The sequence below is a fragment of the Kineococcus indalonis genome (genome assembly GCF_009906395.1).
GTDB classification, from domain to species: Bacteria; Actinomycetota; Actinomycetes; order Actinomycetales; family Kineococcaceae; genus Kineococcus; species Kineococcus indalonis.
Genome location: NZ_JAAALM010000051.1, coordinates 1 through 13,380 on the forward strand (window position 1 = coordinate 1; position 13,380 = coordinate 13,380).

Annotated in this window: 13 protein-coding genes; 5 read left to right on the forward strand and 8 right to left on the reverse strand. The window is 74.5% G+C overall.

Annotated elements, in window-relative coordinates; genetic code table 11:
- The first annotated feature begins 73 nt into the window (after window positions 1–73).
- Window positions 74–1,015 (forward strand): D-alanine--D-alanine ligase family protein, encoded by a 942-nt coding sequence (locus tag GTR00_RS04590; protein WP_166610464.1) that lies wholly within the window; start codon window positions 74–76, stop codon window positions 1,013–1,015.
- 63 nt (window positions 1,016–1,078) lie between these two features.
- On the opposite strand, the gene GTR00_RS04595 is transcribed toward GTR00_RS04590, so the two are convergent.
- The 8 genes from GTR00_RS04595 to rpmH all read right to left on the reverse strand — a co-directional run bounded on the left by GTR00_RS04595 (window position 1,079) and on the right by rpmH (window position 7,317).
- Entirely contained in the window at window positions 1,079–2,422 is a 1,344-nt protein-coding gene (locus GTR00_RS04595) for a ParB/RepB/Spo0J family partition protein (protein ID WP_166610465.1), read from the reverse strand.
- Window positions 2,419–3,495, reverse strand: coding sequence for a ParA family protein (locus GTR00_RS23495; protein WP_323132212.1), 1,077 nt, complete (start codon window positions 3,493–3,495; stop codon window positions 2,419–2,421). The genes GTR00_RS04595 and GTR00_RS23495 overlap by 4 nt, the downstream gene beginning before the upstream one ends.
- A 455-nt stretch (window positions 3,496–3,950) precedes the next feature.
- Complete coding sequence (gene rsmG, locus GTR00_RS04605; RefSeq protein ID WP_323132213.1) at window positions 3,951–4,640, reverse strand: 16S rRNA (guanine(527)-N(7))-methyltransferase RsmG; 690 nt, start codon at window positions 4,638–4,640, stop codon at window positions 3,951–3,953.
- Between the two features lie 116 nt (window positions 4,641–4,756).
- The gene (locus GTR00_RS04610; RefSeq protein WP_323132214.1) at window positions 4,757–5,389 is read right to left on the reverse strand and encodes a Jag family protein; all 633 of its coding nucleotides are present in this window, start codon (window positions 5,387–5,389) and stop codon (window positions 4,757–4,759) included.
- Window positions 5,390–5,424: 35 nt separating this feature from the next.
- Window positions 5,425–6,453: a membrane protein insertase YidC gene (gene yidC, locus GTR00_RS04615; RefSeq protein WP_166610468.1), complete on the reverse strand. Its 1,029-nt coding sequence runs from the start codon at window positions 6,451–6,453 to the stop codon at window positions 5,425–5,427.
- A gap of 36 nt (window positions 6,454–6,489) precedes the next feature.
- Window positions 6,490–6,801: a membrane protein insertion efficiency factor YidD gene (gene yidD / locus GTR00_RS04620; RefSeq protein WP_407659602.1), complete on the reverse strand. Its 312-nt coding sequence runs from the start codon at window positions 6,799–6,801 to the stop codon at window positions 6,490–6,492.
- A gap of 5 nt (window positions 6,802–6,806) precedes the next feature.
- Window positions 6,807–7,154 carry a ribonuclease P protein component gene (rnpA, locus tag GTR00_RS04625; RefSeq protein ID WP_166610469.1) on the reverse strand — a complete coding sequence of 116 codons (348 nt, stop codon included), beginning with the start codon at window positions 7,152–7,154 and terminating at the stop codon, window positions 6,807–6,809.
- Between the two features lie 25 nt (window positions 7,155–7,179).
- Window positions 7,180–7,317: a 50S ribosomal protein L34 gene (gene rpmH, locus GTR00_RS04630; protein WP_166610470.1), complete on the reverse strand. Its 138-nt coding sequence runs from the start codon at window positions 7,315–7,317 to the stop codon at window positions 7,180–7,182.
- Between the two features lie 406 nt (window positions 7,318–7,723).
- Between rpmH and dnaA the strand changes: the two genes are divergently transcribed.
- The 4 genes from dnaA to recF all read left to right on the forward strand — a co-directional run bounded on the left by dnaA (window position 7,724) and on the right by recF (window position 13,260).
- Window positions 7,724–9,298 carry a chromosomal replication initiator protein DnaA gene (gene dnaA / locus GTR00_RS04635; RefSeq protein ID WP_407659603.1) on the forward strand — a complete coding sequence of 525 codons (1,575 nt, stop codon included), beginning with the start codon at window positions 7,724–7,726 and terminating at the stop codon, window positions 9,296–9,298.
- A 683-nt stretch (window positions 9,299–9,981) separates the two neighbouring features.
- A complete protein-coding gene (gene dnaN, locus GTR00_RS04640) occupies window positions 9,982–11,109 on the forward strand; it encodes a DNA polymerase III subunit beta (RefSeq protein WP_166610472.1) in 1,128 nt (375 codons plus the stop codon).
- A 50-nt stretch (window positions 11,110–11,159) separates the two neighbouring features.
- A complete protein-coding gene (gnd, locus tag GTR00_RS04645; RefSeq protein ID WP_166610473.1) occupies window positions 11,160–12,071 on the forward strand; it encodes a phosphogluconate dehydrogenase (NAD(+)-dependent, decarboxylating) in 912 nt (303 codons plus the stop codon).
- Window positions 12,072–12,084: 13 nt separating this feature from the next.
- On the forward strand, window positions 12,085–13,260 hold the full coding sequence (recF, locus tag GTR00_RS04650; protein ID WP_166610474.1) for a DNA replication/repair protein RecF: 1,176 nt from the start codon (window positions 12,085–12,087) through the stop codon (window positions 13,258–13,260).
- The last annotated feature ends 120 nt before the right edge of the window (window positions 13,261–13,380 follow it).

Below are 13,380 nucleotides of genomic sequence, written 5' to 3' on the forward strand. Positions count from 1 at the left end.
GTGCGGGCGGTGCGGGCGGTGCGGGCGGTGCCGGTGGTGCGGGCGACCCCGTGGCGCAGGGCCCGGAGCTGGCGTGAGCCCGGTGCGCGTGGCCGTCCTGGCCGGCGGCCTGTCCCACGAGCGGGACGTGTCGCTGCGCTCGGGGCGGCGGGTGGAGCGCTCGCTGCGCGCGCGCGGGTGCGAGGTGGTGCTCCTGGACGCCGACGCGCACCTGCTGCCGCGGCTGGCGCAGGAGGCCCCGGACGTGGTGTGGCCGGTGCTGCACGGCGCCGTCGGGGAGGACGGGGCGCTGCGCGACGTGCTGGAGCTGCTGGGCCTGCGCTGGGTGGGCTCGGGCCCGGCGGCGTGCCGCCTGGCGTGGGACAAGGCGGTCGCGGCGAGCGTGGTGGCGGCCGCGGGCGTGGCGGTGCCCGGCGAGGTGGTGCTGCCGCACGCGACGTTCCGCGACCTGGGCGCGCACGCGGTGCTGGCGGCGGCGGCCGGGTGGGCGGGCCTGCCGCTGGTGGTGAAGCCGGCGCGCGGCGGCTCGGCGCTGGGCGTGAGCGTGGTGCGCGAGGAGCAGCACCTGGCGCGCGCGGTGGCCGAGTGCCTGGCGTACGGCGACACCGTGCTGGTGCAGCGGCACGTGGCCGGCGTGGAGGTGGCGGTGTCGGTGCTGGAGCTGGACGGGCGGGTGCGGGTGCTGCCGGCCGTGGAGGTCGTCGTGGACGGCGGCGAGTACGGCTACCAGGCCCGTTACACGGCGGGCAGCGCGGAGTTCTTCGCCCCGGCGCGGCTGCCGGAGCCGGTGGCGCGGCGGGTGGCGGACGCGGCCCGCACGGCCCACGAGGCGCTGGGGCTGCGGCACCTGTCCCGGGTGGACCTGGTGGTGCGCGAGGACGGCGAGCCGGTGTTCCTGGAGGCCAACGCGGCGCCGGGCACCACGGAGACCTCGCTGCTGCCGCAGGCGGTGCTCGCCGCGGGCCTGGACCTGGACGCGGTGTACCGCGGGCTGGTGGACACGGCGCTGCGCTGAGCACGACGACGGGGAGGGGACCACGGTGGTCCCCTCCCCGTCGTCGTGCCCGGCGCTCCGCGCTCAGGCGTCGGCGGAGGGCTCCAGCAGCCGCAGGATGCGGTCGAGGTCCTCCAGGCCCGCGAAGTCCACCGTCAGCCGGCCGCGGCTGCGGCCCATGCTGATGCGCACGCGGGTGTCGAGGCGGTCGCCGAGGCGGGAGGCGCGCGACTCCAGCTCCGGGCGCGGCTGGGCCGGGCCGCGCCGGCGCGGCGCGGAGTCCGCGTCGCCGACGGCGATGACCTCCTCGACGGCCCGCACGGACAGCCCCTCGGCGACGATGCGCTGCGCGAGGCGCTCCATGGCCCCGCCGTCCTCCAGGGCCAGCAGCGCGCGGGCGTGCCCGGCGCTGAGCACGCCGGCGGCGACGCGCCGCTGCACCAGCGGCGGCAGCTTCATCAGCCGCAGCGTGTTGCTGATCTGCGGCCGGGAGCGCCCGATGCGGGAGGCCAGCTCCTCGTGGGTGCAGCCGAAGTCGTCGAGGAGCTGCTGGTAGGCGGCGGCCTCCTCCAGCGGGTTGAGCTGGCTGCGGTGCAGGTTCTCCAGCAGCGCGTCGCGCAGGAGGTCGTCGTCGGCGGTCTCGCGCACGATGGCGGGGATCGACGTCAGCCCCGCCTCGGTGGAGGCGCGCCAGCGCCGCTCGCCCATGACGAGCTCGAAGCGCGGGGAGCCGTCCTCGGCCGCCTCCACGGGGCGCACGACGATCGGCTGCAGCACGCCGATCTCGCCGATGGAGTGCACCAGCTCGGCCAGCTCGTCCTCGTCGAAGACGGTGCGCGGCTGGCGCGGGTTGGGCACGATCGCCGTGATCGGCACCTCGGCGAAGCGGGCACCGGGCACGGGCAGCAGGCCGTCCTGCGCCGGCTCGTCCACCGGCTCCCCCGCGGCCCCGCCCTCCGGCCGGTCCGCCACGTCTTGCGCGTCCGGCGCCTCGGGCGCGCCGGCGGGGGCGGCGCCCGCGGGGGCTCCCGGGGCCGCCACGTCGGTGAGGGTCTCCCCGGGGGTGCCCGCGGGTGGCTCGACCGGGGCTGCGGACGGGTCCTGGTCGGGGCCGACGACCTCGGCGGGCTCGGGGGCGTCCGCGGGCCGCTCCTGCTCCGCGGGCGCACCGGGCTCGGTGGCCGCCGGCGCGGCGCCCCGATCGGCAGGCTCCTCCGGCGCGGCGGGCGCGACCGGCTCGTCGGGCTCCTCCAGCGGGCGCGGCACGCGCGCGGTCGTCTGGTCGAAGAACAGGTCCACCGGCCGCGCGCCGGGCCGCATCACGGGCGGCGGGGCCGAGGCCCCGCCGCGCGCGGCCGACGGTGCGGTCGCCCCGCTGGGGATCAGCGCGCCCAGACCACGCCCGAGCCCACGCCGCTTCTCGCTCACGCTCCACCTTCCCGCGACGCGACACCGCGCCGGCTGCCCGTTCCATCGCTCCACCGCGACCAGGGGTCGCTCGCCTGCGCGGCCTCCGCCGCGCCCCCCCGCTCCTCCGCCGCCGCACCGGCCGTCTCCGCCGGGCTCGCACCGCGCTGGGCGATCTCCCGCGCCGCCTGCAGGTAGGCCAGCGCCCCGGAGGACAGCGGGTCGTACGACATCACCGTCTGCCCGTGACTGGGCGCCTCCGAGATGCGCACCGAACGCGGCACGAGGGCGCGCAGCACCTGCTCGCCGAAGTGCTGGCGCACCTCCTCGACCACCTGCGCGGCCAGGCGGGTGCGCCCGTCGTACATGGTGAGCAGGATCGTCGACACCGTCAGGTCCGGGTTGAGGTGCTCCTGGATGAGCTCGATGTTCGCCAGGAGCTGACTCAGGCCCTCCAGCGCGTAGTACTCGCACTGGATGGGGATGAGCACCTCGGGCGCCGCCACGAAGGCGTTGATGGTCAGCAGGCCCAGGCTGGGCGGGCAGTCGATGAGGACGTAGTCGACGCGGCCCTCGCCGTTGCGCTCCACGGACTTCAGGTACTTCTGCAGCGCCCGCTGCAGGCGCGACTCGCGGGCCACCATCGAGACGAGCTCGATCTCCGCGCCGGCCAGGTCCACCGTCGCCGGGGCGCACCACAGGTCCGGCGCCTCTTCGCAGCGCTGGACGACCTCGGCGAGCGCCTTGCCCTCCACCAGCACCTCGTAGACGCCGGGCACCTCCGCGTGGTGCTCGATGCCGAGGGCGGTCGAGGCGTTGCCCTGCGGGTCCAGGTCGAGCACGAGCACCTTCAGGCCGGCGGCCGAGAGCGCCGCCGCCAGGTTCACGGCGGTGGTCGTCTTGCCGACGCCGCCCTTCTGGTTGGCGATGGTGAGGATGCGCGTCTCCACCGGGCGCGGGAAGCGTTCGGCCACCACGGCGCGCGGTGTTTCACGTGGAACGCTCGTCAGCTCCGCGGCGAAGCCCACTTCTTCCTCGGCCCCCGGCGTGGTGACCGGGCCACCGGGCACGCCGAGGAGGGACGGCGGGTTCACGGACGACTCCTCCGCCGGCGCCGTCGCGGCGGCGGCTGGCGGCAGCGCTGTTTCACGTGGAACGACGACCTCAGGTGCGGGTTCCGTGTCCTCGACCGGCACCTCGGGAACGGGCGGAGCAGCCGGGGCGGTGAGCACGGGCGCCGGGTTCACCGGAGACGCCTCGATCCGCCCGGTCCCCTCGACCCGCTCGCTCGCCTCGACCTGCTCGGTCGGCGCGACCGGCGCGACCGGCTCGACCGGCTCGCTCGCGGTCCGGGGCGGCGCTCCGACCGAGGGCGCGGGACGGGGCACCTGCAGCGCCCGGCCCTCCGCGCCGCTCTCCGCACCGCCCGGCGCGTTCCCCGGCGATGTTTCACGTGGAACCTCGGGGTTCATGGATTCCGTCGTGCGCCCCAGCCAGCCGAGTCCCCGCGAGGAGGCCGATCGGAGGGCGCCGAACCACCCCAGTTGCGTCACGCCTTCTTCCTTCCCGTGGTGCGCGGTGTCCGGGGACGCCGGTTGCTGGTGGAGGTGCGCGGAGCGCGGACCGGACGACGGCGCAGCGGCTGGTCGCCGCGGGCGAGGCGGACCACCGTGGTGCCCTCGTCGCCCTCCGGGCCGCAGTGGACGACCTCGGGCGTGCTCGTGATGCCGAGCTCGGCCAGCACGTCGGTGGCGGCGGCGATCTCGTCGGCGGCGGATCGGCCCTTGATGGCCAGCAGGTGCCCGCCGGGCCGGCACAGCGGGAGGGTCCACCGGTACAGGGTGGCGAGCGGCGCGACGGCGCGGGCGGTGACCACGCCCCCGGAGAACTCGCCGGCGACGTCCTCGGCGCGCCCGCGCGCGACGGCGACGCGGTCGCCCAACCCGGTCTCGCGGATCACCTCCCGCAGGAAGGTGTAGCGCCGCTCCAAGGGCTCGACGAGCTGCACGCGCAGGTCCGGGCGGGCCAGCGCCAGCGGGATGCCGGGCAGACCCGCCCCCGAGCCGACGTCGACGACGCTCTCGCCGAGCTCGACGAGCTCACCGAGGTGGGCGCAGTTGAGCAGGTGGCGTTCCCACAGGCGGGGGACTTCGCGCGGGCCGATGAGGCCGCGCTCGACCCCCGATGTCGCGAGGAAGTCGTGGTAGGCGGTCGCGGCGTCCAGCTGGTCGCCGAACACCGCCGCCGCGGCGGGGGGGATGACAGAGGGCGGTGGCGTTTCACGTGAAACGCCACCGCCCTCGGGAACCTCGTCCAGCACCCGGCCACCCTATCCGCCGGGTGGCGCGTCACCGCTCACCCGGCGGCGCTGTCCTGCGTGTCCTCGGTGTCGCCACCCTCGGCGCCCTCGGTGTCGGCGCTCTCGGCGGCGGCCGGGAGGACGACGACGTGCCGCTGCGGCTCCTGCCCCTCGGACTCGCTGGTCATCCCCAGCAGCGCGACGGCGTCGTGGACGACCTTGCGCTCGAAGGCCGACATGGGCTCCAGGTGCTCGGGCTCGCCGCTGGTGCGCACGCGCTCGCACACCTCCTGCGCCAGCGACTCCAGCGCGGAGCGCTTGCCGGCCCGGTGCCCGGCCACGTCCAGCAGCAGGCGGGTGCGGTCGCCCGTCTGGGCCTGCACGGCCAGGCGGGTCAGCTCCTGCAGGGCCTCGAGCACCTCGCCGTCCTTGCCGACGAGGCGCTTGAGGGCCGGGGTGCTCGCCTCGTCGGCCACGACGGCCACCGACGCGCGCCCGTTCTCGATGTCGATGTCGATGTCGCCGTCCAGGTCGGCGATGTCCAGCAGCTCCTCGAGGTAGTCGGCGGCGATGTCGCCCTCCTCCTCCAGGCGCTTGGCCGCGCCACCGGTGCGCTGCGCGGGACGGGCGGTCTCCTCGACCGCGGCCTCGTCGACGTCCGTCTCCACTGCGCCGGTCGTGCCGTTCACCCGTGGTCCTCCTCGGTCGTTCGTGGTGGGTCGTGTCAGCGGTTGCCGCGGCGCTGGTCCGGGCGCGCGCCCCCGGAGCCGCTGGGCCGGCGGTTCTCCCGGCTGCCGCCGCGCTTGGGCTGCTGACGCTGGCGGCGCACGGGCGTGGCGGCGGGGGTGTGGTCGGCGACGGCGGTGGTGCCGGTGACCTCGCCGGTGGTGGGCAGGACGTGGCCGCGGCGGGCGGCGCGACGGGCACGACGCTCCTGCAGCTCCTTCTCGGCGAGCGAGCCGGGGTTGGGCATCCGGCGGATCACGAAGAACTGCTGCCCCATAGACCACACGTTGGTCGTCAGCCAGTAGAGGAGGACGCCGATGGGGAAGTTGACGCCGGAGACGGCGAAGATGATCGGCAGGATGTACAGCATCAGCTTCTGCTGCTGCGCGAACGGGTTGTCCTGCATCGAGGCCGAGGACGTGTTCTTCGCCATGAGCTGCCGCTGGGTGATGAACTGCGACAGAGACATCAGCACGATCATCACCGCGGTGAGGACGATCGTGTTCCAGTCCCCGTCGCCCCAGGAGCGCAGGAAGATGTCCGACAGCTGCGAGCCGAAGATGGTCGCGTTGTCGGCCTGCTCCACCAGCTCGGCGTTCAGCGGGCCGACGGTCTCGCCCTTGCCGATGCCGTTGAGGGTGTGGAAGAGGGCGAAGAAGATCGGGGACTGCAGCAGGATCGGCAGGCAGCTCGCCATCGGGTTGGTGCCCGAGGTGCGGTACAGGGCCATCATCTCCTGCTGCATCGCCTGACGGCTGGCAGGATCGGTCTTGCCCTTGTACTTCTGCTGGATCTTGCGCATCTCGGGCTGGATGACCTGCATCCCCCGCATGGCCTTGATCTGCTTGACGAACAGCGGGATCAGCAGGATGCGGATGACGACGACGAGGCCGACGATCGAGAGGGACCACGCCGCACCGCCCGCCGGGTCCAGGCCGATCGCGGTGAACAGGTCGTGGAACCGCACCATGATCCATGCGACGACCCACTGGATGGGGTGCAAGAGGTCGTAGAAGAACTCCATCATCGTGCGGTCAATCCTCTCCAGACGGGCAGTGCGCCCTCATCGGTGCTGTCCCCGCCCTGAGGGGCTCCTGGGCGGAACGGGGTCGACCCCACCAGGGTTCCACGGGTGGCAGCGCAGGAGTCGACGGACGGTCAACCAGGTCCCGACCAGCGCCCCGCGGGTGCGCAGGGCCTCGACGGCGTACGCCGAGCAGGACGGGTAGAAGCGGCACGTCGGCCCCAGCACGGGGGAGAGCGTGTACTGGTAGACCTTCACGAGCACGACCAGCAGCAGCGCCGGCCAGCGCAGGGGGTGCCACCACGCCCGTGGGCGCGGTCCGGGCGGCTGCTGCGACGGCGTGCCGTCCACGCCGCTCACCGGGCGGTGAGGCCGAGGCGGCGCAGCCCGCGGTCGACGTCGGCGGCGAGGTCGGCGGAGGTGGCGCCGGCGGCCGCGGGCAGGGCCCGCACCACCAGCAGCCCCCCGTCGGCCGGCAGCACCGGCAGTCGGTCGGCGGCCAGGTGGCGCAGCCGGCGCTGGGTGCGGTGCCGGACGACGGAGTTGCCGACGGCCTTGGACACGACGAAGCCCACCCTCGTGGGGTGGGCTTCGTCGGTCTGCGCCCAGTGCAGGACCAGGTGCCGGGTGCCGGTGCGCACACCGCCGCGCAGGGCGACGGTGAAGTCGTCCCGCGACCTCAGGCGGTGCGCTGCGGGCAGCACAGGGTGCCGCGGGTGGGGGTGATGCTCAGGCGGACAGCTGCGCGCGGCCCTTGGCGCGGCGCGCGGAGAGGATGGCGCGGCCGGCGCGGGTGCGCATGCGCAGGCGGAAGCCGTGCGTCTTGGCCCGCCGACGGTTGTTCGGCTGGAAGGTGCGCTTGCTCACGTCAGTTCTCCATGCTCGCTGGAAGGCCGGGGCTCCGCCGTCGGCCACCGGTGGCGGCCGAGGGGTCGGCGCACCGGCGGGTGGCCGCGGAGCACAATCCCCAGCAGGGTACGGTGGCGGCCCCACCGCGGTCAAAGCGCGGGGGCGACCACCCGGCGGCGGCCTCGCGAGGGGCCCGCGGCCGGTCCCGGCCCACCCGCACCACCCGTCCAGGTGGCCGGCGGTGGGACGGCACTTGAACGGCGACCGCCGCCGTTGTTACGGTCCAGCCCGACTGCCGACGCCCCCGCCGATCCCGGCGCACGAAGAGGGGTGCCTCGTCCTACCCCGCCGTCGTGCACAGTGTGTGGACAGAGGTGTGGACGAGGCCCGTCGATCGGACCGGGCACGACGGGAGATGGCTCGAGTGGAGACCGACCGGGGTAACTTCCCCGACGTCTGGGAGCGCGCTGTCGCGCAGCTCGACGAGGGCGGCGTCACGCCCCACCAGCGCGCGTTCGTGCGGCTGACGCGGCCGCTGGGCCTGCTGGACGGCACGGCGCTGCTGGCGGTGCCCAACGACCTCACCAAGGAGGTCATCGAGCAGAAGGTCCGCGAGCCGCTGACCCGCGCGCTGAGCGAGCAGCTGGGCACGACGGTGCGCCTGGCGGTCACGGTGGACCCCTCGATCGGGCAGACCCTGGCCCCGGAGCTGACCGGTGAGCACCAGGGCAGCACCACGGGGGAGGGCCTGTCGAGCCTGGAGCGCGAGCGGGTGCCGGCGGTGCCGGGCCTGGACGTCGAGGGGGAGGGCCTGCTCGGCGGCGGGCGGCTGGCCACGACCGCGGAGGACGAGGCGTCGCTGGACGACTCCGACCCGGACCTGCTCTTCACCGGCTTCAAGGTGGACCGCGGCCCGGGCACGGGCCGGCAGGCCTCGCGGGCGCGGCCGGGCGGCAAGGGCGAGAACGCGCGGCTGAACCCGAAGTACATCTTCGAGACCTTCGTCATCGGCGCCAGCAACCGCTTCGCGCACGCGGCGGCGGTGGCGGTGGCCGAGGCGCCGGCGAAGGCCTACAACCCGCTGTTCATCTACGGCGAGTCCGGGCTGGGCAAGACGCACCTGCTGCACGCCATCGGGCACTACGCGCAGAACCTCTACCCGGGCGTGCAGGTGCGCTACGTGAACTCCGAGGAGTTCACCAACGACTTCATCAACTCCATCCGCGACGACAAGGCCCAGGCGTTCCAGCGCCGGTACCGCGACGTCGACGTGCTGCTCATCGACGACATCCAGTTCCTGTCGAACAAGGTGCAGACGCAGGAGGAGTTCTTCCACACCTTCAACACGCTGCACAACGCCAGCAAGCAGGTCGTGATCACCTCCGACCTGCCGCCCAAGCAGCTGTCGGGCTTCGAGGAGCGGATGCGCAGCCGCTTCGAGTGGGGCCTGATCACGGACGTGCAGCCCCCGGACCTCGAGACGCGCATCGCGATCCTGCGCAAGAAGGCGATCGGGGAGCGCCTGGAGGTGCCCGACGACGTCAACGAGTACATCGCCTCCAAGATCTCCTCGAACATCCGGGAGCTGGAGGGCGCGCTGATCCGGGTGACGGCGTTCGCGAGCCTGAACCGCCAGCCGGTGGACATGCAGCTGGCGGAGATCGTGCTGCGCGACCTGATCCCCAACGACGAGACGCCGGAGATCACCGCGGCGGCGATCATGGGGCAGACGGCGTCGTACTTCAGCGTCACGCTGGAGGACCTGTGCGGCACTTCGCGCTCGCGCACGCTGGTGACGGCCCGGCAGATCGCGATGTACCTGTGCCGGGAGCTGACGGAGCTGTCGCTGCCGAAGATCGGCCAGCACTTCGGCGGCCGGGACCACACCACCGTCATGCACGCCGAGCGCAAGATCAAGCAGCAGATGGCGGAGCGGCGCAGCACCTACAACCAGGTGACGGAGCTGACGAACCGCATCAAGAAGCAGGCCGGCGCCTGACGGGCGGCGCGAGGGCGCGCCGTCCCCAGGAACGCCTCCCCGTCCACAGGCTTTCCCCACCCCTGTGCACCGTTGAGGGCCCCCGCACCGGTCGGTGCGGGGGCCCTCGTGCGTCCGGGTCACGGTCGTCCACCGCAGAACGCCGCGGAAAACGGTTTTTGCACAGGTTCCTGCACATTCCCCCACGGGCGCGGGGCCGTTGTCCACGGGTGTCCACACGCTGGGGACAGCCGTGTGGACACCGACGTCCCCAGCGGTGGACGACGCGGTGGACGACGCGTGGACGCGCCCGGGACGACCTGGGGACGGCGGTGGACGCCCGCTGCGCCGTCCACGGGCCTGTGGACGGACCGGGGTGCGCGTCCGCAGGCGGTCCACACGCCCGCGCGGGGTCCGAACGACCCCTGACCTGCGGCGACGCCGCGCCGTCCACAGGCTGCACAAGGGCGACTACGACGATGAACACCTCCACCACTCGATCCGTCAGCCCACGAGAGGTGTGGACACCTGCTGGGGACGGGGGCGGGGAGAGCGGCCTGGAGGGCCCTGACGGGCCCCGGTGGACGTGTGGACGGGCGGTGGACGGCCGCCTGCACCCGCGCCCGGGCTCTCCACTACTGTCGGGAGGCGCCCGTGCTGCGGGCGGGTGCGGACGAGGTGGACTCGGCGGGAGGCGGTGCCTGGTGGAGTTGCAGGTCGAGCGCGACGTGCTGGCCGAGGCCGTCGCGTGGGCGGCCCGGGCTCTGCCCTCGCGGCCGCCGGTGCCCGTGCTGGCCGGCGTGCTCCTGGAGGCCGGCGACGACGGCACGCTGCGGCTGTCGACCTTCGACTACGAGGTCTCCGCCCGCGTGGAGGTGCCCGCGGAGGTGCGCACCGGCGGCAAGGTCCTCGTCTCCGGGCGCCTGCTCGCCGACATCTCCCGCAGCCTGCCGCCGCGGCCCGTGACCCTGACCACCGAGGGCTCGAAGGTCGTCGTCACCTGCGGCGCGAGCCGCTTCACGCTGCTGACGATGACCGTCGACGAGTACCCCGCGCTGCCGGTGATGCCCTCGGAGTCCGGCACGGTGCCCGGCGCGGAGTTCACCGAGGCCGTCGCGCAGGTCACCATCGCGGCCAGCCGCGACGAGACCCTGCCGATCCTCACGGGCGTGCGCCTGGAGATCGAGGGCGGCCGGCTGACGCTGCTGGCCACCGACCGCTACCGGCTGGCGGTGCGCGAGCTGCGCTGGAACCCCGCCACCCCCGACTTCTCCACGACCGCGCTGGTGCGCGCGCGCACCCTCTCGGACGTCGCCCGCTCGCTGGGCAGCACGAGCACGCTGCGGGTCGGCCTGGCCGACGGCACCGCCGACCTCATCGGCTTCCAGGCCGAGGGCCGGCAGTCCACCTCGCTGCTCGTGGACGGCGAGTACCCCAAGGTGCGGGCGCTGTTCCCCGCCGAGTCCCCCACGCACGCCGTGGTGTCCACGTCCGCCCTCGTCGAGGCCGTCAAGCGCGTGGCGCTGGTGGCCGAGCGCAACACGCCCGTGCGCTTGCGCTTCGAGGACGGCGTGCTGTCCTTGGAAGCGGGCCAGGGCGAGGACGCGCAGGCGACGGAGGCCCTCGAGGCGTCCCTCGTCGGCGAGGCCATCGCCATCGCCTTCAACCCGCAGTTCCTGCTCGACGGGCTGGGGGCCCTGACCGCCCCCTTCGCCCGCCTGTCGTTCACCCAGCCGACCCGCCCGGCCGTCATCACCGGCCAGGCGGAGCTCGACGGGGAGGACGACGACAGCTACCGGTACCTGCTGATGCCGGTCCGTCTCGCCGGTTGAGCCGGCACGCACGCGAACCCCGGTCAGCCGGGGAAGGAAGGGTCGTCCAGATGCACATCGGACTCGTCGGTCTCGGGAAGATGGGCGGCAACATGCGCGCCCGGCTGCGCGAGAAGGGCATCGAGGTCACGGGGTACGACCCCAACCCGGACGTCACCGACGTCCCCTCGCTGGCCGCGCTCGTCGAGGCGCTGCCCTCGCCGAAGGTCGTGTGGGTGATGGTCCCCTCGGGGAGGATCACGCGCGACACCGTCGCCAACCTCGCCCCGCTGCTGGGCGACGGCGACCTGGTGATCGACGGCGGCAACTCCAAGTGGACCGACGACGAGGTCAACTCCACGCTGCTCGCCGAGCGCGGCACCGGCTACCTGGACTGCGGCGTCTCCGGCGGCGTGTGGGGCAAGGACAACGGCTACGGCCTCATGGTCGGCGGCCCCAAGAAGCACGTCGAGCTGGCGCTGCCGATCTTCGACGCGCTGCGCCCGGAGGGCCCGCGCGAGGAGGGCTTCGTGCACGCCGGCGGCGTCGGCGCGGGCCACTACTCCAAGATGGTCCACAACGGCATCGAGTACGGCCTGATGCACGCCTACGCCGAGGGCTACGAGCTGCTCGAGGCCAAGGGGATCATCAGCGACGTCCCCGCCGTCTTCAAGGCGTGGACGCGCGGCACCGTGGTGCGCTCCTGGCTGCTGGACCTCATGGTCCGCGCCCTGGAGGAGGACCCCAAGCTGGACAACATCCGCGGCTACGCCCAGGACTCCGGCGAGGGCCGCTGGACCCTGGAGCAGGCCATCGAGAACGCCGTGCCCATGCCGGTGCTCGCCGCGGCCCTGTTCGCGCGCTTCTCCTCCCGCCAGGAGGACTCGCCCTCGATCAAGGCGGTCGCCGCGCTGCGCAACCAGTTCGGCGGGCACGCCGTGGCCCAGGCCGGTCCGTCCTCCGGCACCGGCTCCGTCAGCTAGGTCACGGGCTCGCGTGCACGTCGCGCACCTCTCCCTCGTCGACTTCCGCTCGTACCCGGCCTTGGAGCTGGAGCTGCGGCCGGGCACGACGACGTTCACGGGCCTGAACGGGCAGGGCAAGACGAACCTCGTCGAGGCGATCGGGTACGTCGCCACGCTCGGCAGCCACCGGGTCCCGGGCGACGCGCCGCTGGTGCGGCAGGGGGCGGAGCGCGCCGTGGTGCGCGCGCAGCTGGTGCGCGGGGAGCGCCGGGCGCTGGTCGAGCTGGAGATCACGCCCGGCCGCGCCAACCGGGCGCGGCTGAACAGCGCCCCCGTGCGCCGCACCCGCGAGGTGCTCGGGGTGCTGCGCACGGTCCTCTTCGCCCCGGAGGACCTCGCGCTCGTCAAGGGCGACCCGGACGGGCGCCGGCGCTACCTGGACGACCTGCTCGTCACCCGCTGGCCGCGGGTGGCGGGCGTGCGCAGCGACTACGAGCGCGTGGTGCGCCAGCGCACCGCGCTGCTGAAGTCCGCCGGCGCCGCCCTGCGCGGCGGCCGCGGGGACGTGTCCACGCTGGACGTGTGGGACGAGCACCTCGCCGAGGTCGGCGCGGAGCTGCTGGCGGCGCGCCTGGCGCTGCTGGTGGACCTGCGCGCGCCGGCGGGGGAGGCGTACCACGCCGTCAGCAGCGGGCAGGGCGAGCTGGAGCTGGGCTACCGCTCCTCGCTGCCGCTGCTGGCGGAGGGGGTGGCCACCACCCCCGGCGGCGCGGTGCCCACCCGCGCCGAGCTGCGCGCGGCGCTGCTGGAGGCGGCGGGCGAGCAGCGCAAGGCGGAGCTGGAGCGCGGGGTGTGCCTGGTCGGCCCGCACCGCGACGACCTCGTGCTGACGCTGGGCGGGATGCCCGCCAAGGGCTACGCCAGCCACGGGGAGAGCTGGTCGGTGGCGCTGGGCCTGCGCCTGGCCAGCTACCGGCTGCTGCTGGAGGACGACGCCATGAGCGACCCCGGCGGGCCGGTGCTCGTGCTCGACGACGTCTTCGCCGAGCTGGACACCGGCCGCCGCGAGCGGCTGGCGGGGGTGGTCGCCGGCGCCGAGCAGGTCCTGGTGACCGCCGCGGTGCCCGAGGACGTGCCCGACGCGCTGCGCGGCGCGGGGGCCGACCGGGTGCTCGTCAGCGCCGGGAGCGCCGTCCGTGCCGGCTGAGCCCCCCGAGCCCTCCCAGCGCCCCGAGCCCCCCGCGTCGCCCGGGCCGGGGGAGGGCGTGCAGCTGCCCGAGCCCGCCACCGGCGGCGCGGACGAGGTGGCGGGCTCGGGCAGCTGCAC

Excerpts from the sequence above, each read along its gene's own strand:
- yidC (WP_166610468.1), bottom strand. The coding sequence starts at position 6,453 with ATGATGGAGTTCTTCTACGACCTCTTGCACCCCATCCAGTGGGTCGTC.
- gnd (WP_166610473.1), top strand. The coding sequence starts at position 11,160 with ATGCACATCGGACTCGTCGGTCTCGGGAAGATGGGCGGCAACATGCGC.